This is a genomic window from Mesorhizobium sp. Cs1299R1N1 (assembly GCF_037179655.1).
Lineage (GTDB): Bacteria > Pseudomonadota > Alphaproteobacteria > Rhizobiales > Rhizobiaceae > Mesorhizobium > Mesorhizobium salmacidum.
The window spans coordinates 620,877-642,207 of the sequence record NZ_JAPYKR010000001.1 but is presented as its reverse complement, the minus strand read 5'-3'; the positions used below and the strand labels follow the sequence as shown (position 1 = coordinate 642,207).

At 64.3% G+C, this 21,331-nt stretch carries 19 protein-coding genes; 9 read left to right on the top strand and 10 right to left on the bottom strand.

The annotated features are described in order from the left end of the window. Positions 1 to 53: 53 nt before the first annotated feature. Positions 54 to 425 carry a response regulator gene (locus O7A70_RS03095; RefSeq protein WP_181174151.1) on the top strand — a complete coding sequence of 124 codons (372 nt, stop codon included), beginning with the start codon at positions 54 to 56 and terminating at the stop codon, positions 423 to 425. On the opposite strand, the gene O7A70_RS03090 is transcribed toward O7A70_RS03095, so the two are convergent. Next, positions 426 to 1,373, bottom strand: coding sequence for a DMT family transporter (locus tag O7A70_RS03090; RefSeq protein ID WP_337138953.1), 948 nt, complete (start codon positions 1,371 to 1,373; stop codon positions 426 to 428). Between the two features lie 222 nt (positions 1,374 to 1,595). Here O7A70_RS03090 and O7A70_RS03085 point away from each other — a divergent pair, with 222 nt between their 5' ends. Further along, entirely contained in the window at positions 1,596 to 2,474 is an 879-nt protein-coding gene (locus O7A70_RS03085) for a LysR family transcriptional regulator (RefSeq protein ID WP_337138952.1), read from the top strand. A gap of 26 nt (positions 2,475 to 2,500) precedes the next feature. Here the strand turns inward: O7A70_RS03085 and O7A70_RS03080 are convergent, their stop codons facing one another. Together O7A70_RS03080 and O7A70_RS03075 are read right to left on the bottom strand one after the other, a co-directional pair. Beyond that, positions 2,501 to 5,098 carry a TIGR02302 family protein gene (locus O7A70_RS03080; RefSeq protein ID WP_337138951.1) on the bottom strand — a complete coding sequence of 866 codons (2,598 nt, stop codon included), beginning with the start codon at positions 5,096 to 5,098 and terminating at the stop codon, positions 2,501 to 2,503. A 213-nt stretch (positions 5,099 to 5,311) separates the two neighbouring features. Beyond that, positions 5,312 to 6,253 carry a threonine/serine dehydratase gene (locus O7A70_RS03075; protein WP_337138950.1) on the bottom strand — a complete coding sequence of 314 codons (942 nt, stop codon included), beginning with the start codon at positions 6,251 to 6,253 and terminating at the stop codon, positions 5,312 to 5,314. A 50-nt stretch (positions 6,254 to 6,303) separates the two neighbouring features. Here O7A70_RS03075 and O7A70_RS03070 point away from each other — a divergent pair, with 50 nt between their 5' ends. After that, positions 6,304 to 6,606 (top strand): ArsR/SmtB family transcription factor, encoded by a 303-nt coding sequence (locus O7A70_RS03070; protein ID WP_337105252.1) that lies wholly within the window; start codon positions 6,304 to 6,306, stop codon positions 6,604 to 6,606. 19 nt (positions 6,607 to 6,625) lie between these two features. Here the strand turns inward: O7A70_RS03070 and lysA are convergent, their stop codons facing one another. The 3 genes from lysA to argH all read right to left on the bottom strand — a co-directional run bounded on the left by lysA (position 6,626) and on the right by argH (position 9,687). Continuing rightward, positions 6,626 to 7,894, bottom strand: coding sequence for a diaminopimelate decarboxylase (gene lysA / locus O7A70_RS03065; protein WP_337138949.1), 1,269 nt, complete (start codon positions 7,892 to 7,894; stop codon positions 6,626 to 6,628). 69 nt (positions 7,895 to 7,963) lie between these two features. Beyond that, positions 7,964 to 8,170 (bottom strand): hypothetical protein, encoded by a 207-nt coding sequence (locus tag O7A70_RS03060; protein WP_337138948.1) that lies wholly within the window; start codon positions 8,168 to 8,170, stop codon positions 7,964 to 7,966. A 116-nt stretch (positions 8,171 to 8,286) separates the two neighbouring features. After that, positions 8,287 to 9,687: an argininosuccinate lyase gene (gene argH / locus O7A70_RS03055; protein WP_337138947.1), complete on the bottom strand. Its 1,401-nt coding sequence runs from the start codon at positions 9,685 to 9,687 to the stop codon at positions 8,287 to 8,289. Between the two features lie 37 nt (positions 9,688 to 9,724). Here argH and tlpA point away from each other — a divergent pair, with 37 nt between their 5' ends. The 6 genes from tlpA (at position 9,725) to O7A70_RS03025 (ending at position 15,974) form a co-directional block, all read left to right on the top strand. Continuing rightward, positions 9,725 to 10,405, top strand: coding sequence for a thiol:disulfide interchange protein TlpA (gene tlpA, locus O7A70_RS03050; RefSeq protein ID WP_337138946.1), 681 nt, complete (start codon positions 9,725 to 9,727; stop codon positions 10,403 to 10,405). 352 nt (positions 10,406 to 10,757) lie between these two features. Next, a complete protein-coding gene (locus O7A70_RS03045; protein ID WP_337138945.1) occupies positions 10,758 to 12,110 on the top strand; it encodes an extracellular solute-binding protein in 1,353 nt (450 codons plus the stop codon). 101 nt (positions 12,111 to 12,211) lie between these two features. Then, on the top strand, positions 12,212 to 13,096 hold the full coding sequence (locus O7A70_RS03040; protein WP_140503269.1) for a carbohydrate ABC transporter permease: 885 nt from the start codon (positions 12,212 to 12,214) through the stop codon (positions 13,094 to 13,096). A gap of 7 nt (positions 13,097 to 13,103) precedes the next feature. Then, positions 13,104 to 14,018, top strand: coding sequence for an ABC transporter permease subunit (locus tag O7A70_RS03035; RefSeq protein ID WP_027143474.1), 915 nt, complete (start codon positions 13,104 to 13,106; stop codon positions 14,016 to 14,018). A gap of 14 nt (positions 14,019 to 14,032) precedes the next feature. After that, positions 14,033 to 15,133: a sn-glycerol-3-phosphate import ATP-binding protein UgpC gene (locus O7A70_RS03030; RefSeq protein WP_337138944.1), complete on the top strand. Its 1,101-nt coding sequence runs from the start codon at positions 14,033 to 14,035 to the stop codon at positions 15,131 to 15,133. Positions 15,134 to 15,164: 31 nt separating this feature from the next. Next, complete coding sequence (locus O7A70_RS03025; RefSeq protein ID WP_337138943.1) at positions 15,165 to 15,974, top strand: phosphodiesterase; 810 nt, start codon at positions 15,165 to 15,167, stop codon at positions 15,972 to 15,974. 36 nt (positions 15,975 to 16,010) lie between these two features. Here O7A70_RS03025 and O7A70_RS03020 read toward each other — a convergent pair whose 3' ends face one another. From O7A70_RS03020 to O7A70_RS03005, 4 genes are all read right to left on the bottom strand, one after another. Then, complete coding sequence (locus tag O7A70_RS03020; RefSeq protein WP_337138942.1) at positions 16,011 to 17,093, bottom strand: ABC transporter ATP-binding protein; 1,083 nt, start codon at positions 17,091 to 17,093, stop codon at positions 16,011 to 16,013. Beyond that, on the bottom strand, positions 17,090 to 18,670 hold the full coding sequence (locus tag O7A70_RS03015; RefSeq protein ID WP_337139033.1) for an ABC transporter permease: 1,581 nt from the start codon (positions 18,668 to 18,670) through the stop codon (positions 17,090 to 17,092). Before O7A70_RS03015 ends, O7A70_RS03020 begins: the two co-directional genes overlap by 4 nt. Before the next feature lie 171 nt (positions 18,671 to 18,841). Then, complete coding sequence (locus O7A70_RS03010) at positions 18,842 to 19,849, bottom strand: iron ABC transporter substrate-binding protein (RefSeq protein ID WP_140503260.1); 1,008 nt, start codon at positions 19,847 to 19,849, stop codon at positions 18,842 to 18,844. Positions 19,850 to 19,969: 120 nt separating this feature from the next. Then, positions 19,970 to 21,322 (bottom strand): hypothetical protein, encoded by a 1,353-nt coding sequence (locus O7A70_RS03005; protein WP_337138941.1) that lies wholly within the window; start codon positions 21,320 to 21,322, stop codon positions 19,970 to 19,972. Positions 21,323 to 21,331 lie beyond the last annotated feature (9 nt).

Below are 21,331 nucleotides of genomic sequence, written 5' to 3'. Positions count from 1 at the left end.
GACCGGTTCCGCTTTCAGGAAAAGTCAACTTTTGCCCGCCAAATATGCCGGCCATGGCAAAGCTTCTGATCGTCGAGGACGATGAGTCCGTCCGCACCCTCGCAGCCCGCGCGCTCGAACGCGCCGGCCACGCAATCGATATCGCCGCCGACGGCGCGCAAGGTCTGGCGCTGATCAAGGCCGCGCATGGCGGTTACGATCTCGTCGTCTCCGACATCCGCATGCCGGAGATGGACGGCATCGAGATGGCGGTTGCGGCCGCGGCGCTTTTCCCGGCGATGAAGATCATGCTGATGACCGGCTATGCCGACCAGCGCGAGCGCGCCGAGGAATTGAACGGCATTATCCTCGATGTCGTGCAAAAGCCCTTCACGCTGGCCGAGATCCGTTCGCGCGTCGAACGGGCGCTGATCTGCTTCGCCTGATCAGGCCGGATCCCTGGCGACAAGCGCCGGCGCTGGGCTGGTCCGCCGCTCGGTGTTGAGCGCCAGCAGGCCGGCGCCGATGATGAGCGCCGCGCCGATCACGGTCGTCGAGCGTGGTACCTCGGCGAAGAACAGGAAACCCCACAGCGGCGACCACAGGATGCCGGTATATTCGAAGGTGGCGACGCGGTTGGCCGGAGCCAGCCGGTAGCCCTGCGAGAGCAGGATCATGCCGGCGGAGGCGACGAAACCGCACGCCGCCATCTTGAGGAAATCCGGCAGTGTCGGCCAGATCCACGGCCGCACCAGGAATTCGAGGCTCGGGTGGACGGCGTGGGTTATGCCGGCGAGGTGGAAGGTGCCGGCGACCACGGCCGCGCCGGTCAGATAGGCGCCGTTCTGGTAGAAGGCCATCACGGTGGAGGATTCGGTGTCGCCGATCTTGCGGGCCATCAATTGCGAAAATCCGTAGAGCACGGCCGAGCCCAGCGACAGCAAGGCCGCCCAGTCGAACAGTCCGGCGCCGGGGCGCAGCATCACCAGGACGCCAAGCATGCCGATCAGCACGGTTGCCAGCGTCTGCCAGGAAACGCGCTCGCCAAGATAGGGGCCGGCCATCGCCATGATGCAGAGCGGCGCCATGAAATAGAGCGCCACGGCGTCGGCCAGCGGCAGGGCGGCGATGGCCAGGTAATAGACGGTGTAGGACGTGAACTGGATGAAGGCGCGCATGGTCAGCATGCCGAAGCGCCGCGACAGGATGGCACGGAGCCCGACATCGGCATGGACGAGAAGGATCAGGATCGGCAGGGCGATGATCGAGCGGATCGCCATCACCTCGGTCACCGGGTAGCCGCTCGACACGGCTTTGACGAGCGGGTCCTGCAGCGAGAAGACCAGCACGCCCAGGCACAGGCTCAGGATGCCGCGCACCATCCTATTCTGCATCCGCGTTCAGGCTCCCGCGCATCCGATCCGGCGACCCTCTCCAGATCAAAAAGAACCCGCCACCGTTTTCGGGCAGCGGGCACGAGTGAGGACTCTTTGATTGGTCCGCTGCCGATTTCGCGGCCGCATATCCAATGGGTGAGGCAACTATCGCCCGGTGTTTGACATGTTGCAAACGAATTGGAATGATGCCAACAATCAACTTTGCTTATGACGGATGCGATGCGGCCAACCCTCGACAGCGATCTCCTGCGGACCTTTGTCGCCATCGCCGAGGCCGGCAATTTCACGAGGGCCGCCGAGCAGGCCGGCCGCACGCAGTCGGCCGTATCGATGCAGATGAAGAAGCTCGAAGAGCTGGTCGGCGACAGCCTGTTCGAGCGCGGTTCACGTGGCGTCGCCCTGACGCGGCGTGGCGGCGAACTTATCGTCAATGCCCGCCGCATCGTCGCGCTGCTCGACGAGACGGCGGCGTCGATGGCGGCGGCGCCGCTGGGCGGGCCGGTGCGCATCGGTATTCCGGAGGAATATGGCCACGCCATACTGTCGCGCGCGCTCGGCGCTTTTTCGAAACGCCACACACAGGTCGAGGTCACCGTGCGCTACGCGCATTCAGGCGCCCAGATGGCGGCGCTCGCCGCCGGCGAACTCGATCTCTGCGTGGTGTTCGAATGGCAGGACCCGTCAGGCGGCGAGGTGCTGATGCACGATCCGACGGTGTGGGTGACATCGGCCCTGCATCACATGCATGAGGAACGGCCGGTGCCGATCGCGCTCTACAACCGGGCCGGCTGGTGCAAGGATTTTGCCGTCAAATCACTTGAGCAGCGCGGTCTTGCCTATCGTGTCGCCTATACCAGCGACACCACCGGCGGCCTCAAGCTCGCCATCACCTCGGGGCTGGCGATTGCGCCGATCTCACGCAGCAACATTCCGGCCGGCTGTCGCGAACTGACATCCGCGGACGGCTTTGGCGATATCGATTCCTCGAATGTGGTGATGCACCGCAACCCGAATGCCTCCGGCGAGGCGATCGACGGCATGCAAGAGGCTATCCGCGAGGCGTTCGTCAACAGGCAGGTCCAACCCGCCGCGCCATAGACGTCGCCAGTTGCTGCCGCCGCTTGCTATTTCAGCTCGAGCAGCCGTTCCAGATAGCTGCGCTCGATGTCCGGGCTGAGCGCGTTGCCGAGCCGCTTGCGGATCGCTTCCAGTATCTGGCGGGCGCGCTGCACGTCGATCTCGTCGGGCACTTTCACCGAATCGCCGAAATCAGGACCCTGGCTGGCGCGCGGCCGGCCGAGCGGGTCGCGGTCGGCGTCCTGCTGACGACCGCCTTGCTGGCTGCCGCCCTGGTCGCCCTGCATGGCCTGCATCTGCTTCATCATGTCCTTGGCGCCCTTGCGCAGCGCCTCGAGGGCCCGGCCTTGGTGGCCGACCGCCTCGTCGCCCTGGCCCTCGCCAAGCGCCTGCTCGGCGCTGCCCATGGACTTGCCGGCCTCGCCAAATCCTTCATTGGGCTCCATGCCCATGCCTTCGAGGCCCTTCTTCAGCTGCTCGAGATCGCTCTTCAGCTGGCCCTGGCCTTCCTGCAACTGCTTCAGCGCATCGGCGAATTCCTGCGGCGTCATCGGCTTTGGCCTGGCGAGCGGATCGCGGTCCTGCCCAATGCCTGGCTTGTCCTGGTCCTCGCCACCGCCCTGGCCAAGCTGCTCGTCGCGGTTCTCGCCACGCTGGCGCTCGCCGCGCTGCATCTGGTCCATGCGGAACGTGTCGTTCATCATCTCCTGCTGGCGCCGCAGGATCTCGCCGAGCTTGTCCATCTGCTGGCGCATCTGGCTGTCCTGCTCACCGCCCTGCTGCTGGCGGCCGGCCTGGAGGTTGTTCATCATGTCCTGCAGCTGCGACAGCAATTGCTGCGCCTTGTCGCGATCGCCCGACTTGGCCAGGTTCTCGATCTGGTCCATCATGCGGTCGATATCGCTCTGCCGCAGTTCCTGGCCGTTCTGCTGCATTTGCGGCGCGTTCGGGTTCTGCTTGGCGCGTTCGGCGAATTCCTGCAGGAACTGGTTCATCGCCTCGCGCAGTTCCTTCATCGCCTTCTCGATCTCGGCGTCGCTGGCGCCGTTCTTTATGGCGTCCTGCAGCGCCTGCTGCGCTTGGCGCAGCCGCTTTTCGGCGGCAGACAGGTTGCCCTCCTCGATGCCGAGCGCGATCTCCCAGAGATAGGCGACCTCGCTGCGCAGCTGATCGTCGTTCCCGGCCAGTTTCAGCCGGCTCATCGCGCTCATGATGGCGAGGTAGTGGGACATGTTGTCGAACGTGTCTTCGGGCCGCAGCGTGATGGCTTCCATCAGGTCGAGCACGCGCGGCTTGGCATTGGCGTCGAGTGCGAGCAGGCGGCGCTGTTCGATCACGGCGCGCGCCAGCGGGTTGGCGAACGGCCGCTCGGGCATCACCAGCGTCTTTGTCTCGCTGGACGCGGTGTGTCCGGCGTCGTCGGTGGCGACCAGCGTCAGCTTGATGCTGCCGCCGGCCCAGACATGCTCGGTCAGATCCTTCGTGGTGCGGGCGGCATTCGCCTTGCCGCCGCGGCGCGGCAGCGTCAGCGGCATGTCAGGCGGACCATAGAGCGGATGCGCATCTGGCGCCTGCGGATCGGCCAGCGCGAACACCGCCTTGGCGGTCGCGGCGCCGTAATCGTCGTCGATCTGGTAGTTGAGCTCGAAGGCGCCGTTAGCGGCGCGCTTGGGCTCGCCGACGAAGCGGATCTGCGGCGGCTTGTCCGGCAGCACGGCAAAGGCCCAGCGGGCAAGCTGGTCGTCGCCCGACTTCAGCGTCAGCGTGCCGTCGCCGGTCAGCTTGCCGATGAACTGGCGTATCTTCGAGGATGAGGCGGGGGCCGGCACCGCCGGGCTTGCCGCCGGCTTGGCGACGGCTTGCGGGTCGATGGCGCGCGCGTTGCCATCCTTGTCGGCATAGGCAAGCGTTTCCTCGCCCGATCCACCGGTCACACGCAGTGAGACATCGCTGCCTTCCGGAATGGTGAAGGTCGGCGTCGCCTGGTTGGCATCAGCGGTCAAGAAGATCGGCGGCTTGCCGGTATAGGCCGGCGGCGTCACCCAGGCGTCGATGCGCGGCGGCACGGTGTCGAGTGTGCCGTGTGCGCTGAAACCGTCTGCTATCCTGCCGCCGGTCGGCCCGAAGGAGAAGGCGAAGGCGGTGACCAGCAGGAGCGCCGCCACGGCGCGAAGTCCCCACGGATCGCGCTCCGGCACGCGCGTGCGCGGCAGGTCGGCGCCGAGACTGCCGAGCTTCCCAGCCATGCGCTTCTGGTGCTCGCGCCAGAGCGCCTGCGAGAAACTGCTTTCCTGGCCGCTGGGCCGGTCGCTCTGCACCTGTACCGGGCTGTGCAGCAATCTGTTGGCGGCCTCGATGCGGCGATCGACCTCGGTGGCGCCAGGCATGCGGAAAAAGCGCAGCGGATAAAGCGCGGCCAGCCCTGCCAGGCCGAAAACGGCGATAAGGCCGATGCGCGCCACATCCGGCAGCCGAGGGAAAATACCGAACCACGAGACGCTGAGGAACAGGCTGGCAACAACCATGAGCGAGAGCAGCAGCGGCCAGCCGCGCTCGACGGTCATCGCGACACGCGTCGCCAGCCGGCTCAAGGCAAGGCGTCCGGCCAGGCCGCGATCGTTGCTGAAGATGGGTCGTTGCGTCATCGGCCCTTCCTAGAGCCTGTTCCGCCCTGAAAGGACCGGAATGGGGCTCTATCTCTTTGAGCATGATCTGTTCCGAAAACCGGACTCCACTCTCGGGGATCATGCTGCCAGGCGGGGCGGGATAGCCCAAGCCTCACGACTCGAAGAATACCAGCAAACACGGCAAAGGCGAGGCAGTTTGAGAAAACGTGAAGCCGGCCGAATTGGTTGCAATCAGAAATTGGCGGGGTTTGCGTTGGCGCCACAGACCAGCACGGCGACCCGCTCGCCCGGCGCCGGCGCGTAGCGGCCGGACAGCATCGCGGCGAAGGCGGCGGCACCACCTGGTTCCGAGATGATGCGCACGCTGTTCCAGAGCGCCTTCTGGGCGGCGATGATGTCGTCGTCGCTGACCAGGATGGAGCGTTCCACGAAGGCTTCGGCGATCGGGAACATCATTTCGCCCACGCGCTTCGGCGCCAGCGAATCGGCGGCGATACCTTCGGCTGGCGCGTCGACCGGATGGCCGGCCTCGAAGGCTCGATGAAGCGTCGGCGCGCCCTCGGGCTCGACGGCGACGATGCGGATGCGGCCGGCATACCAGGCGGCGACGCCGCCGATCAGGCCGCCACCACCGACGGCAACCAGCAGCGTGTCGATCTCAGGCAGATCGTTTTCGATCTCAAGCCCGAGAGTGCCCTGGCCGATCAGCGTTTCCTCCTGGTTGAAGGCGTGGATCTGCAAGGCGCCGGTTTCCTCAGCGAAACGTTCGCTGGCGGCCAGCGCCTCGGCATAGCGGGCGCCGCCGACGACGAGGTCGGCGCCATAGCCGCGAATGCGGTCGAGCTTGGCCTGCGGGCTCACTTCGGGAACGAAGATGGTCGCCTTATGGCCAAGCCGCATGGCGGCGTAGGCGACCGCCGCGCCATGATTGCCGCCCGATGCGGCGACGACGCCGGCCTCGGGAACCGGCCGCTCCAAAAGGTTGGTGAAGGCGCCGCGCGCCTTGAACGAGCCGGAATGCTGCAAGCATTCGAGCTTGAGGTCGACCGCCAATGGCGGCCGGTCGAAGTCGGCCATGTCGACGCGCAGCACCGGCGTGTGCCTGATATAGGGGCGGATGCGCGGTTCCATCGCGGCGATGCGTTCGCGTGTGATGGTGTTGTCCTGCGACATCAAGATCTCCTCGGGATTGACAGTAATTAGTAATTTGGCAAAATGGCTAAATGCAAGAGGTTGATGTCTTCAAGGCGATCGCCAACGGACGCAGGCTGCAGATTCTCGACTGGCTCAAGGATCCGCGTGCGCATTTCCGGGCACAGGCGGATGGCGATCTGGTCGAGGACGGCGTCTGCGCGCTGCTGATCGCCGAGAAGCTCGGCATCACGCAGGCGACGCTTTCCGAGCATATGCGTGTGCTTACCCAGGCCGGCCTGCTCAGAACCAAGCGCATCAAGCAATGGACCTTCTACCGCCGCGACGAGGACAGGATCGCCGACGCAAGGGCGCTCATCCAGAACCGGCTATAGCGTCGCGGCCAGACGGCTTTTATGCAAGCCAGTCTGGCACCGAATCCAGCCCGATCAGCTCGTCATAGGTCAGCCGCGGACGCACGACGTGGAAACGGTCGCCGTCGACCAGCACCTCCGGCACCAGCAGGCGGGTGTTGTAGGTGCCGGCCTGGACCGCGCCATAGGCGCCGGCGGTGGAAACGGCGACCAGATCGCCCGCCTTCAGCCGGGGCAGGTCGCGATCGAGCCCGAGATAGTCACCGGTCTCGCAGACCTGGCCGACCACATCGACCATCATGCGCGGTGTGTCGGCCGGCGGCTGCACGACCGGCTTGATCTCATGAAAGGCATCGTAGAGCGTCGGCCGGATCAGGTCGTTCATGGCGGCGTCGACGACGAGGAAGTTCCTGGCGTCGCCTTCCTTCACGAAAATCACTTCCGAGACCAGGATGCCGGCATTGCCGACGATCAATCGGCCTGGCTCGAACATCACCTTCAGACCCAACTTGGTGACATGCTTGCGGACGATCTGGGCATAGGCGTCGGGCAAGGGGGGCGGGTTGTTGTCGACGCGGTAGGGAATGCCGAGGCCGCCGCCGAGGTCGATATGCTCGATGGCGTGGCCGTCGCCGCGCAGCGCGCCGACCAGGTCGACCAGCAGGGCGAAGGCGTCGTCGAAAGGCTGCAGTTCCGTGATCTGGCTGCCGATATGGGTATCGATGCCGGTGATCTTGATGCCGGGAAGCGTTGCCGCGCGGGCATAGACCTGGCGCGCACGCTGCCACGGAATGCCGAACTTGTTCTCGGCCTTGCCGGTTGAGATCTTCTTGTGGGTCCTGGCGTCGACATCGGGATTGATGCGCAGCGAGACCGGCGCCATCTTGCCGAGAGCCGAGGCGCGGGCCGACAGGAGTTCGAGTTCCGGCTCGGATTCGACGTTGAAGCAGAGAATGCCGGCTTCGAGCGCAAAGTCCATTTCACGCGCCGTCTTGCCGACACCGGAGAACAGGATCTTGCTGGGCGGGACGCCGGCGGCCAGTGCCCGGCGCAATTCGCCTTCCGAGACCACGTCGGCGCCGGCGCCGAGCTTGGCCAGGATCCGCAGCACCGCCTGGTTGGAATTGGCCTTCATGGCGTAGCAGACCAGCGTGTCGAGCCCGGCAAAGGCCTTGACGAAGACACGGTAGTGCCTGGTCAGGGTTGCCGTCGAATAACAGTAGAACGGCGTGCCGACCTGCGCGGCGATATCAGGGATCGCCACGTCCTCGGCATGCAGCACGCCGTCGCGGTAGTCGAAATGGTTCACGAGAGTGGTTCCGGAAGTTGGGGCACGATGCGATCGGGTTTGGAAAGACCAATCCCGCCTTCATCGGAGCTAGATCAGCGGGTCGAGGATGAACTTCTTGTCCACGACCGGTTTTTCCGGTTCCGGCGGCACGGGCTGGTGGGCCTTTTCGGCATCCTTGCGCGCCTGGACGGCCGCCTCGTAGGGCGTGTCGAGACCGGCCTTGCGGCCGCAGGCCGTCACGGAGGCTAGCGCCACAAGCAGCGTCAGCGTTACCAAAATCCTGCTTCCGGTCATCGATCCATCCGTCCGAAACGTTTGCCAGCCGCCGCTTTTAGCCGAGTTCTCGGCGTATTGCACCCCGCATATTGCCGATCGCAATATCGGGATATTGTTGATCGCAATATCCGGCATCACGCCTTGGCGATGCGCTTTTTCCAGGCGCGTATCTGCTTCCGCACTTCCGATGGCGCGGTGCCGCCGAAGCTGGTGCGGCTCTTGACCGAGTTCTGCACCGCCAGCACCGAGAATATGTCCGCCGTGATGCCTGGGTTGATCGATTGCAGATCCTCCAGCGAAAGCTTCTCCAGGCTAACCTTCTTGTCTTCGGCCAGCGCCACCGCGCGGCCGGTGACATGATGCGCCTCGCGGAACGGCAAGCCCAAAGTGCGCACCAGCCAGTCGGCGAGGTCGGTGGCGGTGGCGTGACCAGAGCCGGCAGCCTTCTTCATCGCGGCCGCGTTGACCGTCATGTCCGAGACCATGCCGGTCGTCGCGGCAAGCATCAGGTCGAGCGTCTCGGCGGCGTCGAACACGGATTCCTTATCTTCCTGCATGTCCTTGCCATAGGTCAAAGGCATGCCCTTCATCACCGTCAGCAGGCCGACCAGATGGCCGTTGACGCGGCCGGTCTTGCCGCGCACGAGTTCTGCGGCGTCGGGGTTCTTTTTCTGCGGCATGATCGAGGAGCCGGTGGAAAAGCTGTCCGACAGCCTGATGAAGCCGAATTGCGGCGTCGACCAGATGATGATCTCCTCCGCGAGCCGCGACAGGTGCGTGGCGCAGATCGCGGCCATGGCGAGGAACTCCAGCGCGAAATCGCGGTCGGAGACGCTGTCCAGCGAATTGCGCATCGGCTCGCGGAAACCGAGCGCCCTGGCGGTCTGATGGCGGTCGATCGGGAAACTGGTGCCGGCAAGGGCCGCGGCACCGAGCGGGCTCTCGTCCATGCGTTCGATGGCGTCGCGCACGCGCGACAGGTCGCGCGCGAACATCTCGACATAGGCCATGCAGTGATGGCCGAAGGTTACCGGCTGCGCCGCCTGCATGTGAGTAAAGCCCGGCATGACGGTCGCGGCATGTTCCTCGGCTCGCGCCAGGAGGGCCATGATCAAGCCTCTCAACGCCTCGGCGACACGAAAGCATTCGTCCTTGACCCAGAGCCGCAGATCGACAGCCACCTGGTCGTTGCGCGAGCGGGCGGTGTGCAGCCGGCCGGCCGCGGACCCGATAAGGTCCGCGAGACGGGCCTCGACGTTCATGTGGATGTCTTCCAGCCGGGTCGAAAACTCAAAGCTGCCGGCTTCGATCTCTTTCAGGATCGTGTTCAGCCCGTGAGCGATTTTTTCTTGATCGGCCGCTGAAATAATGCCCGTTTGCGCCAGCATCTCGCTATGAGCGATCGAGCCTCTTATGTCCTGCGCATAGAGTTTGCGGTCGAACGAGATCGACGCGTTGATCGCTTCCATGATCGCGGCCGGACCCGAGGCAAATCGTCCGCCCCACATCTGGTTGCTGGTCTTCTTGTCGCTCATGGCTATAAAACCCGTGCTTCGGAGCAGTTTTGAGAAAATGGCAGACGGAAACAGATTTTTCCCGGCCCCGCGCCTGATCCTCGCCGCCCTGGTGGCGGGAGCGCTGGCCGGCGCGGTCGGGGTATATGTCAGCGAGAGCCGGTCTGGCAACAACGCCGCGCCCCAAGTAGCCGCAAGCGACAGCAAGGACGACATCGCCTGCGCCGCCAAGAGCGACCGCGCCAAGAAGATCGCGGCCGCGGCCACCGGCGAGGTCGCGGCACTTTTGCCGGCCGATCCGCCGCAGTCGATGAGGAGCCTCGCCTTCAACGGTCCGGACGGCAAGCCGATGACGATCGCCGACCATGCCGGCAAGACGGTGCTGCTCAATCTGTGGGCCACATGGTGCGCGCCATGCCGTGCCGAAATGCCGGCGCTCGACGCGCTGCAAAAGGAGAAAGGCAGCGATGCCTTTCAGGTCGTCGCCGTCAACGTCGATGCCGGCGACGATGTGAAGCCGAAGAAGTTTCTCGCCGATACCGGTGTGCACACGCTCGGCTACTACCGGGATTCGACGATGACGCTGTTCAACGACCTCAAGGCGCGCGGTCTGGCGCTCGGCCTGCCCGTCACCATGCTGATCGATGGCGAAGGCTGCCTGATCGCCCATATGAACGGGCCGGCCGAATGGTCGGGGCCCGACGCCAAGCGGCTGGTCGAGACGGCGATCGGGTCGTGAGCTAGGCCGAGCGCACGCTTGGCTTGAGCAGGACGGGGCTGCCATCCTGGCGGCCGGTGCATCGGAGTCCGCTTGCCGTCGCCGGCGGTCAGGTCTCGTCAGCTGCTTCACCCGAATTTCATCATCCCTTTAGCCGGATAACCATGATGGCCTTTACGTCCTCGAGAGCCGCCCTAGCTACCTAAGGCGCCGGTGTGACGTTTTCATGCCGGCGCCACCGCCGAGGGGGAGGAAAGACCAGCTGTCCACAGGCCCGGGAGGCCACAACAGAACTGTCACATACCTTCTCTAAGAGAGCGGGCAAGGACTTGCGCAAGACCCTTGTCAACAGTCATTCAAGAGGGAAGAAACCATGACGATCATCAAGCGGGGCCTCGCTGCCCTTGCCGCAGGCGCGCTCAGCACCGCGCTGGCGGTTCCTGCCTTTGCGGAGCCGGTGAAATTCGACTTCTGGTTCGGCCTGTCGGGCGACCTCGCCCGCGTCGTCGACACGCTGTGCAAGAACTTCAATGCCTCGCAGAAGGATTATGAAGTCGTCTGCACCAGCCAGGGCAATTACGACGCCACGCTGCAGAACACCATCGCCGCCTTCCGCGCCGGCAAACAGCCCGCCGTCGTGCAGGTCTACGACGTCGGTACCGCCACGATGATGCTGTCGGGCGCCTACAAGCCCGCCGACAAGCTGATGGAAGAAAACGGCTACAAGATCGACTACGCCGACTATTTCCCAGGCATCGCCCGCTACTACGCGACCTCGAAGGGCGAGATGCTGTCCTTCCCGTTCAATTCCTCGACCGCGCTGATGTACTGGAACAAGGACGCCTTCGCGAAGATCGGCAAGGCCGAGGCGCCCAAGACCTGGGAAGACGTCGGCGCCGACCTGCAGGCGATGAAGGACGCCGGCTACGAATGCCCGATGGCGATCAACATCTCGGCCAATGAAAGCTGGCAGCTGATGGAGCAGTTCTCGGCCATCCACAACCAGCCGATCGCCACCAAGAACAACGGCTATGACGGTCTCGACGCGCGTCTGGAAGTCAACAAGACCAAGTTCGTCCAGTACGTCACCGATCTCAAGAAATGGTACGATGCCGGCCTGATCAAGATCAAGTCCAAGGACCTCGGCCAGGATATGGTCCAGGCCTTCGCCTCGGGTACCTGCCAGGTGATCATGACCTCGGTCGGCGATCACGGCACGGTCGGCAAGACGCAGAAGGAAGGTATGAAGTGGGATGTCGCCGAACTGCCGGCCTATGCCGGTACCGAGCGCAAGAATTCGCTGGTCGGCGGCGCTTCGCTGTGGGTGCTCTCCGGCAAGTCGGACGCTGAGTACAAGGGCGCGGCCGCGTTCCTTAACTTCATCCACGACCCCAAGACCGCTTTGTTCTGGTCGACCAACACCGGCTACATCCCAGTGACCAAGTCGGGCTTCGACTACATGAAGTCCACCGGCTTCTACGACAAGGCGCCCTACAAGGGCCGTGAAGTCGCCATCGCCAGCCTGACCGCGTCGGAGCCGACCGAAATCACCCGTGGTATACGCCTGGGCAACTTCACCCAGATCCGCGCAGAGTTCGGCACGCAGATGCAGGCGATCTTCGCCAACAAGGTGAGCGTGCAGCAGGGCCTCGACACGCTGGTCAAGAATGGCGACGCCATCCTCGACCGCTTCCAGCAGACCTATCCGGGCAAGACCCTGCCCTGATTTCGAAGATTGCCGAGGCCGCTCGCCGAGATTCGACGGGCGGCCGTTTCGTATAATCTTATCTTGCTTTGGGCTGGCCGTTCCGCGGCCACGGCGGACCGATGGAAAAACGCGTTACCTTCAGCAGTTGGACAATCGGCATCCTTTTCGCGGTGCCGCAGCTCCTCCTGATCTTCACGTTCTTCTACTGGCCTGCCGGCCAGGCCGTATACTGGTCGCTGACGCTGCAACAGCCCTGGGGCGGCGGCAACATCTGGGTCGGGCTCGACAATTTCCGCTCGATCCTGGCTAACGCCGATTACTGGAACTCGATCACCGCCAGCCTTGTCTTTGCCGGCATCAGCACTGGGCTTGCAATGTTCGTCGCGCTTGTGCTCGCCGCGCTCACCGACCGCCAGCTTGCCGGCTCGCGTCTCTATCGCGTGGTGCTGATCTGGCCTTACGGTATCGCCGCACCGGCTCTGGCGATGGCGTTTCGTTTCATCCTGGCGCCGGAAGCCGGCTTCATGGCCGTGGTCAACCAAGTCTGGCCCGGCTTCTGGGATCCCGGGCTCGACGGCGCTGATGCCATGGCCTCGATCATCATCGCCTTCTCGTGGAAATATGTCGGCTACAACTTCATCTTCTTCCTCGCCGCGTTCCAGGCCATCCCGCGCTCCCTCATCGAAGCCGCCGCGATGGACGGCTCCGGCGTCATGAGGCGTTTCTGGGACATCCAGTTCCCGCTGATCACGCCGACAATCTTTTTCCTGCTGGTCATCAACATCACGGAGAGCTTTCAGGATTCGTTCGGCATCGTCGACATCATGACGTCGGGCGGCCCGGCGAACGCCACCAATCTGATGGTCTACAAGATCTATTCCGATGGCTTCAAAGGCCTCGACTATTCGGGCGCCGCCGCGCAGAGCATCATTTTGATGCTGCTCATCGTGGTGCTGACCATTTTCCAGTTCCGCTTCATCGAGCGGCGCGTGCACTACAGGTGAGACTGATATGGTCGAGCGCACCCCGTTCCTCAATTTCTTCACGCATCTGATCCTGTTTGTCGGCTTTGTACTTTGCATCGCGCCGTTCGTGGTTGTGGCCGTGGCCGCGTCGCACAATCTTAGGGATGTCAACGACGTGCCGATGTCGCTGCTGCCGGGCAGCGACTTTTGGACAAACATCAAGACGGCCTGGACGACGGCCGACCTTGGCCCCAAGCTGCTCAACAGTTTCATCATGGCTGCCGGAGTCGCGGCCGGCAAAGTGATCATCTCGGCGCTGACCGCCTTCTCGATCGTCTATTTCCGCTATCCCGGCCGCACCTTCATCTTCTGGCTGATCTTCGTCACGCTGATGCTGCCGCTGGAAGTGCGCATCGTGCCGACCTACGCGGTCGTCGCCAATGTGCTGTCGCCCTACCAGACCATCCTCGACATCACCGGGCTGAGCTGGCTGATCGAGAAGGTCTCGGGCGTGCAGGTTTCGCTCAGCCTAGGGCTGCTCAATTCCTATACCGGACTGATCCTGCCGTTGATCGCCACCGCCACCGGCACTTTCCTCTACCGGCAGTTCTTCCTGACCGTACCGGACGAGCTGACCGAGGCGGCGCGTATGGACGGTGCCGGCGCGCTGCGTTTCTTCATCGATATCCTGCTGCCATTGTCGCGCAACAACATGGCGGCACTCGGCACCATCATGTTCCTGTGGGCGTGGAACCAGTATCTGTGGCCGCTGCTCATCACCACCGACCAGTCGCATGCGACGGCGGTTACCGAGCTCAAGCAGCTCATCCCCAATGTCGGCGGTATTCCGGAATGGAACATCGCCATGGCCGGAACGCTTATCGTCATGCTGCCGCCGCTGATCGTCGTGGTGCTCATGCAACGCTGGTTCGTGCGCGGCCTGATCGCCACCGAGAAGTAACAAGGAGACAAAAGATGGCCTCCATCGCAATACGCGGCGTCAAGAAGAACTATGCCAAGACGCAGGTCGTGCATGGCGTCGATCTCGACTTCGCCTCTGGCGAATTCGTCGTCATTCTCGGGCCGTCCGGCTGCGGCAAGTCCACGCTGCTTAGGATGATCGCCGGGCTGGAAGAGATTTCCGACGGTACGATCGCCATCGACGGCATGGTGGTCAACAAGCTTGAGCCGCGCGAACGCGGCTGCGCCATGGTGTTCCAGAACTACGCACTCTATCCGCATATGAGCGTGGCCCAGAACATCGGCTATTCGCTCAAGGTCGCCGGTATTCCCTCGGCCGAGCGCAACCAGCGCATCCAGGCGGTTGCGCGCACGCTGGAGCTTGAACAGCTGCTCGACCGCAAGCCGATGGCGCTTTCGGGTGGCCAGAGGCAGCGCGTCGCGATGGGCCGTGCGATGATCCGCGAGCCGAAAGTCTTCCTGTTCGACGAGCCGCTGTCCAATCTCGACGCCAAGCTGCGCGTCCAGATGCGCTCGGAGATCCGCAAGCTGCATCGCCGGCTGAATGCCACCTCCGTCTTCGTCACCCACGATCAGGTCGAGGCGATGACGCTGGCCGACCGGCTGGTGGTGATGAATGGCGGACGGGTCGAACAGGTCGGAACGCCAGGTGAAATCTACACCCGCCCGGCCAGCCGCTTCGTCGCCACCTTCGTTGGCGCGCCGGCCATGAACATCCTTGAAGGCACGGTCGAACTCGACGGGCTGTCGCTGCTCGGCGGCAGCCGGCGCCTGGCCATGGCTCGCGCCGGCCTGCCGTTCGGCACGAAGGTGGCGATGGGCATCCGCCCGGAAGCGGTGCGGCTGGTCGCACGGGGAACGGCCGGCGCGCTCGATGCCACTGTCGATCTCGTCGAGGAACTGGGCGCGGGGCGGGTCATCTATGTCGACCTCGACGGCGCGCCGTTCTCGGTGATGACCTCGGAGGCCGTTCACCCCGAGCCCGGCAGCACCGTCGGCCTGAAGATCTCGCCGGACGACATGCACTTCTTCTCGTCGGAGACAGGCACCCGTCTCGATGTCTTCAAGGCTTCCGTGCCCGAACCGGCGCTTTGATTCCAAAACGCGCGCAGCCAAAGAGACGCAGATGAAAATCATCCAGGTCACCGATGTGCATCTTGGCCGGCAAGGTGAGCGCCGCTATGGGGCGGATCTGCATGAGCGGCTCGATCAGTGCATCGCGCACATCAATGCGCATCACGCCGACGCAGCACTTTGCGTCTTCACCGGCGACCTGACGGAGACCGGCGCGCCGCAGAGCTATGCCGATCTGCGCGGTGCGCTCGGAACGTTGTCGATGCCGTACAGGCTGCTGCCGGGCAACCATGACCGGCGGGCCAATCTCATCGCTGCGTTTCCCGAAGTTCCGGTCGACAAAAACGGCTTCGTGCAGTCGGCCCATGATACCGGCGACGAAGTGCTGTTGTTTCTCGACTGTCTGGCGGAAGGACGCATCGAGGGCGAACTGTGCGACAGCCGGCTTGCCTGGCTCGAAGCCCGGCTGGAACAATCAGGCGGCAGGCCCGTCTACGTTTTCCTGCATCATCCGCCGGTCGCGCTCGGCCTGCCGCAGCTCGATCCGCTGGCGCTCGAACGGCCCGAGCGGTTGCTCGGCCTGCTGCGGGATCATGGCAACGTTCGCCATATTTTCTTCGGCCACGTTCACCGCGATATCGCGGGAACCGTCGCCGGCATTCCGTTCTCGGCGCAGCGGGGCCTGCATGCCCGGTTCGAGCTTGCCCTCGACCGATCGAGCGAGATCGTCGAACAGGCGCCGCCGTCCTACGCCGTCATCCTCATCGACAGCGCCAACGAGTGCGTGGTGGTGCACGGTTGCGATTTTCTCGAGCAATGGCCGATCTATTCAGCGGAAACCGGCGAACGCGTCACGGCGTGAACCGGCCACTCCGCGTGGGTTCAGCGCCTTAAGGCCTCAAGCGAAGACGTGCGCCTTGCCCGATACGGTCAGCCGCACGATCTCGCCGACCGCCGGAGCGTCCATGCCGGATTTGCGCAGGATCAGCGGCGTGCCGCCGATCGCGGCGGCGTCCGGCGGATCGGAATTGTTCAAGAGCCGCACCGCGATCGTGCATGTCGAGCCGGCGAATTCCGATTCCGTCACCTCGCCGAAGGGCATGTCTGGTGTGCCCGACATGCCCTCACGCGAGGTGCGTTTGAGCCCAATCTGCTCCGGCCGCAACATGATGCGGGCGACATCGCGGCTGTCCGGCGTGTCGACGGCGATGCGGCCCAGCGGCGAACTGGCGAAGCCGCCCGAAATGCTCGCGGGCAGGATGATGGCATCGCCGAGGAACTCGGCGATCATCCTGTCCTTCGGCTTGAGATAAAGCTCGCGCGGCGTGCCGACCTGGGAAAATTTCCCGTCGCGCATGACCGCCACCTGGCTGGCGAAGGACAGCGCCTCGGCCTGGTCGTGCGTCACCAATATGGTGGTGATGCCGGCCCCTTCCAGAAGCTCGGCCACCGCCTTGCGCATCGAGGCGCGCAGGCCGGTGTCCAGCGCCGAGAACGGCTCGTCGAGCAGCATCAGCCGCGGCTTCATCGCCATGGCGCGGGCCAGCGCCACGCGCTGCTGCTGGCCGCCGGAGAGCTCGTGCGGGCGGCGTTTGAGGATCGCCTTGTCCAATCCCACGATATAGGCAAGTTCGACGATGCGCTCGGCGCGCTTGTCGTCGTCCCGTGCCATGCCGAAGCCGATATTGTCCGAGATGGTCAGATGCGGGAACAGGGCGCCGTCCTGCGCCACCAGGCCAATGCCGCGGCGATGCGCCGGCACAGCGGCGCCGCCATTGGCCAGCACCTGCCCGTCGAGCACGATCCGGCCCTGATCGGGCGCCTCGAAACCGGCGATCAACCGCAGCAAGGTTGTCTTGCCGCAGCCGGAAGGTCCTACGATCGCGGTGCGACTGCCGCTGGCGACGTTCAGGTCGACGCCGGCAAGTGCCGCGACCGGGCCGTAACGCTTGTGCAGGTTGCCGAGTTCGAGAAAGCTCATCGTCCGGCCATCCGCTTCGACTGGAGATAGAGCAGCCAGGTCAGGGGCAGCGACATCGCCACCATGATGGAGGCGTAAGGGGCCGCCGAAGCGTAGTCGATCTCGCCGCTATAGGACCAGAACGCCATGGCCAGCGTGCGGGTGCCGTTCGGCGCCAGCATCTGCGTCGCGGTCAATTCGTTCATGATGCCGAGCGCCACCAGCGCCATGCCGGCCGCGGCACCCGGCGCCGACAGGCGGATTGTCGTCGACCACAGCGCGTTGAGCGGCCGCCGGCCGAGGCTGGAGGCGGCGCGCTCGAGTTCGACCGGGGCCTGGGCGATCGACGCGCGCAGGCTGACCAGGGCACGCGGCAGGAACATCAGGGCATATGCGACCAGGATGGTGAACAGGGTCTGGTAGAGCGGCAGGGCGATGCGCACGGTGATGGTGACCAGCGCCAGCGCAATGACGATACCCGGCAGCGAGCCGACAATGTAATTGCATCCCTCCAGCAGGCGCTGCAACGGACCGGGCGCACGGATCGAGATCCAGGCCATCGGCATGGCAGCGACGGTGGCAAGCAACGCGCCGGCAAGCGATAGGAACAGTGTCTGGCCGAGTGCCAGGCCAATCTCATCAAGACGCCAGACATCGGCGCCGCCGGCGATGAGCCAGCGGCCAATGGTGATGAACGGCACGCCAAGCGCCAGCAGGGTGGTGACGACGAGCAGCAGCAAGCTGGGCAGGGTGGCGCGACCGAGGCTCATCCGCTGCTGATATCGCGCGGCACCCGAGCCGACACGGGCATAACGCTCCTCGCCGCGCACCAGCACCTCGAGGCCGAGCAGCACGAAGCAGCAGGTCACCAGCACGCCGGCCAGCATGTTGGCGGCCGGACCGTTGAAGGTCGACTGGAACTGGTCGACGATCGCGGTGGTGAAGGTGTCGAAGCGGATGAAGACGTAGAGGCCATATTCGGCCAGCAGATGCAGGCCGACCAGCAGCGAGCCGCCGCAGATGGCGAGCCTGAGCTGCGGCAACACGACACGCCAGAACACATGCCAAGGTCCGAGACCAAGTGCCGCCGCGGCATCCTCTAGGGCAGGATCGAGGCGGCGCAGCGCCGCCGACACCGGCAGATAGAGGAAGGGAAAATAGGCGATGACGGATACCAGCACGCCAGCCCAGAGGCCGTGCAGCCCCGGCACCATGGTGATCCAGGCATAGGAGTGTACGAAAGCGGGGATGGCGAGCGGCGCCACGCAGAGCCAGGACCAGAGCCGGGCACCAGGCAGGTCGCTGCGTTCGGTCAGCCAGGCCAGCGTCACCGACAAGGTGATGGCGATCGGTACGGCCAGCAGCACCAGCAGGCCGGTGTTGACCAGCAGTTCGCCGACACGTGGCCGGAAGACCAATGCCGCGACAGTATCCCAACCGGTCTGCACCGCGATCCATATGATGAAGACAAGCGGCACCAATGCCAGCAGGGAGACTGATATGGCGGCGATGACAAGCCAGGGCGCCACACGCCGCTGCGTCCTTCGGCGCATCTTCAGCGGCAGGCCAGGGCGCGCGAGATCGACCGCGGGCTGCATCAGCTCAGGCGCCATGCCATCGCGGCGCGGCGGCGGCAATCAGGGGACCACGGTCGCGGTCAGGAACGAAGCGTGTCGTCATGGACGAATGCATCTCGGAACAAAACGCTCCCGCGGAAGGTGAATTCCCGCAGGAGCACGGTTTGACGTCCTTATTAGGAAGAACGACGACTAAAGCAAGCCGGCTGCGGTCATGAGGTCGGTGACCTTCTTGGAGTTCAGCGTCGCGGCGTCGACCTTCGGCGCCTGCAGGTCGACCAGCGGCACCAGCTTCGGATTGGACTGCGCACCCTTGCCGACCGCGTATTCGAAGGAGGTTCCGTTCTTCAGCACGTCCTGGCCACCCTTGCCGGTCACCCATTTCAGGAAGGCCTGGGCTTCCTTGGGGTGCTTGCTCGAGGCGAGCACGCCGCCGCCGGAGACCGATACGAAAGCGCCCGGATCCTGGTTCTTGAAATAGTGCAGCGCGACGTTCTTGGAGTTTTCGCCGGTCTTGGCCTGATCGCCAAAGTAGTAATAGTGGTAGATCACGCCGCCTTCGATCTCGCCGGCATTGACCGCCTTCATCACCGTGCTGTTACCCTTGTAGGCGGTGAAGTTCGCCTTCATCGCCTTCAGCCAATCGGCCGTGGCGGCCTCGCCCTTGAGCTGCAGCAATGCGCTGACAATAGCCTGGAAATCGGCGCCAGAAGGCGAGGCCGCCCAGCGGCCCTTCCAACTCGGGTCGGCGAGGTCGAGCATCGACTTGGGCAACTGGTCGGCCTTGAGCTTGGTCGTATTATAGGCAAAGACGGTGCTGCGCGCGGCCACGCCCACCCATTTGCCGCTGGCGGCCTGATAGTCCTGCGGGACCTGTGCGAGCGTGTCGGCGTCGACCGGCGCGAACAGGCCGGCATTCTCGACCAGCACCATGGCCGGCGAATTTTCCGTCAGAAACACGTCGGCGGGCGAGGAGGCGCCTTCGGCGACGATCTGGTTGGAGAAGTCGCTGTCGCCGCCATTGCGCAAGGTAACCTTGATGCCGGTTTCCTTGGTGAACCCTTCGGCCCAATCCTTGGCCAGGCTTTCATGCTGGGCGTTATAGACGATGATGCCGGCATCTTCGGCCGTCGCCGGACCGGCGGCCAGGCTGATTGCAAGCGCCGCTACGCTGGCCAGGGCAAGAAGGGGGGATTTCATAAGGTACTCCTCGGGTTGCCCGCACTGCGGGTGCGTCCGAGTATCAATTCATGAATGGGTTAGTCAAGATTGAAAGGCAATCGGCGCCATCACGGTTTCGCGTATCGGACGCTGATGGCATCATCCGATATGCGGTGCTGGTGGCTGCTCCCGCGGAATGCAGCCATCGACCATCGGATGAATGGTCCAGCGCTGGTCCAGGCCCTGCTGTGTTCGTTTGGTCTCCGGATCGAACGCTTCGTTCAGCATGGCGCACCACGTTCTGCGCAGATTCTCGCAGCGTGTCCTGAACGCGGCGCTGCCAAGCCCGTCACGCATATCCTGCGCGGTGAGGTCGATGGCCTCGCCCGGCGGTTTGGGCGGGACCGTGCCCGTGTCGGGAAAATCCGGATTCCACTGAAGATAGTATCTTGCGTCGACACCGGCCGCCGCATCGAATTTGACCACCGTCATCAGCGGATGAAACTCATGCCAGCCCTTGTGATAGCCGTCATAGACATGTTCGCCGAGGACGGCGACATGATCGCCCATCCTGATGGGGCCGAGCGCCTTGTCGCCGACATTGGCGTCCTCGACATTGCCGGGATTCCAGTTGAACAGTCCCTGCAGGACCGGCTTGACGCCGCCGAAGTAGGACGCCGCTCCGCCGATGGCGCCGCCAATGGCCGCTCCGAGCAATCCTCCCAGGAACGAGCCGATGGCGCAGCCCAGCGCACCCAGGAAGAACGACCCTATGGCGCAGCCGACAGCCGCCCCAACACTGGCGCCGGCGGCCGCCGCGGCCGCCGTGACGACCAGAGCCGCCGCCAGCAGGATGACAATGGCCGGCGCCCACTGGCGCATCTTGATCCAGAAGTCACCCTCGGCCTCGCAGTGCAGGGCCCAGCGGGCATGATCGTCGGCGGGTGCGTAGCCCAGATCCGCCTTCAGGTCATCGCGCGGCAACAGCAGTTCGTGACCCTGAAAGCCGTCATTGAGAATGTCGTTCGCCGGATGGGCGGTGATGTTGGCGGCGAATTCCGCGACGACGGTGCCGTCGCCATTGTAGCGATTGGCGGCGGCCAAAGCCGCCTCATTGGTTTCGGCGTTGAGAATCTCAGTCGTCGGATGCGGCATCAGTATGACGTCGAAATACTGGTCATTGTCGAAGGCGCCGAGATCACTGCGGAACGGATTGTAGGAGACGATGCCGACGGCGCATTTCGGATTGTCCTTGTCGAGGCAGACCAGGCGATGGTTCAGCCATTCCCCGGCGGCCTTGTCGATCGTCGCGGTGGCGGACGCCAGAAACGCGATTGCCGCGGCAAATGCTGCGCCGACCGGCCCCAGCAGCAAGCCGAAGGCGGCTGCCAGCCCGGTGATGACGATGATCTGCAGCGCCTGGGCGGCGAGGAAAGCCAGCCGGTCGGCCTCATTGTAGGGCTTGCCACCGGCCGGATAGAGAAAGCAGCTCGTATAGTGCTTATAGGCCATCGGAGCGCC

Bases quoted from the DNA above. Each gene is read 5' to 3' on its own strand.
- O7A70_RS03010 (WP_140503260.1), bottom strand. From the start codon at position 19,849: ATGAAATCCCCCCTTCTTGCCCTGGCCAGCGTAGCGGCGCTTGCAATC.
- O7A70_RS03070 (WP_337105252.1), top strand. From the start codon at position 6,304: ATGCAAGAGGTTGATGTCTTCAAGGCGATCGCCAACGGACGCAGGCTG.
- O7A70_RS03025 (WP_337138943.1), top strand. From the start codon at position 15,165: ATGAAAATCATCCAGGTCACCGATGTGCATCTTGGCCGGCAAGGTGAG.
- O7A70_RS03095 (WP_181174151.1), top strand. From the start codon at position 54: ATGGCAAAGCTTCTGATCGTCGAGGACGATGAGTCCGTCCGCACCCTC.
- argH (WP_337138947.1), bottom strand. From the start codon at position 9,687: ATGAGCGACAAGAAGACCAGCAACCAGATGTGGGGCGGACGATTTGCC.
- O7A70_RS03035 (WP_027143474.1), top strand. From the start codon at position 13,104: ATGGTCGAGCGCACCCCGTTCCTCAATTTCTTCACGCATCTGATCCTG.
- O7A70_RS03020 (WP_337138942.1), bottom strand. From the start codon at position 17,093: ATGAGCTTTCTCGAACTCGGCAACCTGCACAAGCGTTACGGCCCGGTC.
- O7A70_RS03060 (WP_337138948.1), bottom strand. From the start codon at position 8,170: ATGACCGGAAGCAGGATTTTGGTAACGCTGACGCTGCTTGTGGCGCTA.
- O7A70_RS03090 (WP_337138953.1), bottom strand. From the start codon at position 1,373: ATGCAGAATAGGATGGTGCGCGGCATCCTGAGCCTGTGCCTGGGCGTG.
- tlpA (WP_337138946.1), top strand. From the start codon at position 9,725: ATGGCAGACGGAAACAGATTTTTCCCGGCCCCGCGCCTGATCCTCGCC.
- O7A70_RS03085 (WP_337138952.1), top strand. From the start codon at position 1,596: ATGCGGCCAACCCTCGACAGCGATCTCCTGCGGACCTTTGTCGCCATC.
- O7A70_RS03045 (WP_337138945.1), top strand. From the start codon at position 10,758: ATGACGATCATCAAGCGGGGCCTCGCTGCCCTTGCCGCAGGCGCGCTC.
- O7A70_RS03005 (WP_337138941.1), bottom strand. From the start codon at position 21,322: ATGGCCTATAAGCACTATACGAGCTGCTTTCTCTATCCGGCCGGTGGC.
- O7A70_RS03075 (WP_337138950.1), bottom strand. From the start codon at position 6,253: ATGTCGCAGGACAACACCATCACACGCGAACGCATCGCCGCGATGGAA.
- O7A70_RS03080 (WP_337138951.1), bottom strand. From the start codon at position 5,098: ATGACGCAACGACCCATCTTCAGCAACGATCGCGGCCTGGCCGGACGC.
- O7A70_RS03040 (WP_140503269.1), top strand. From the start codon at position 12,212: ATGGAAAAACGCGTTACCTTCAGCAGTTGGACAATCGGCATCCTTTTC.
- O7A70_RS03030 (WP_337138944.1), top strand. From the start codon at position 14,033: ATGGCCTCCATCGCAATACGCGGCGTCAAGAAGAACTATGCCAAGACG.
- O7A70_RS03015 (WP_337139033.1), bottom strand. From the start codon at position 18,670: ATGCAGCCCGCGGTCGATCTCGCGCGCCCTGGCCTGCCGCTGAAGATG.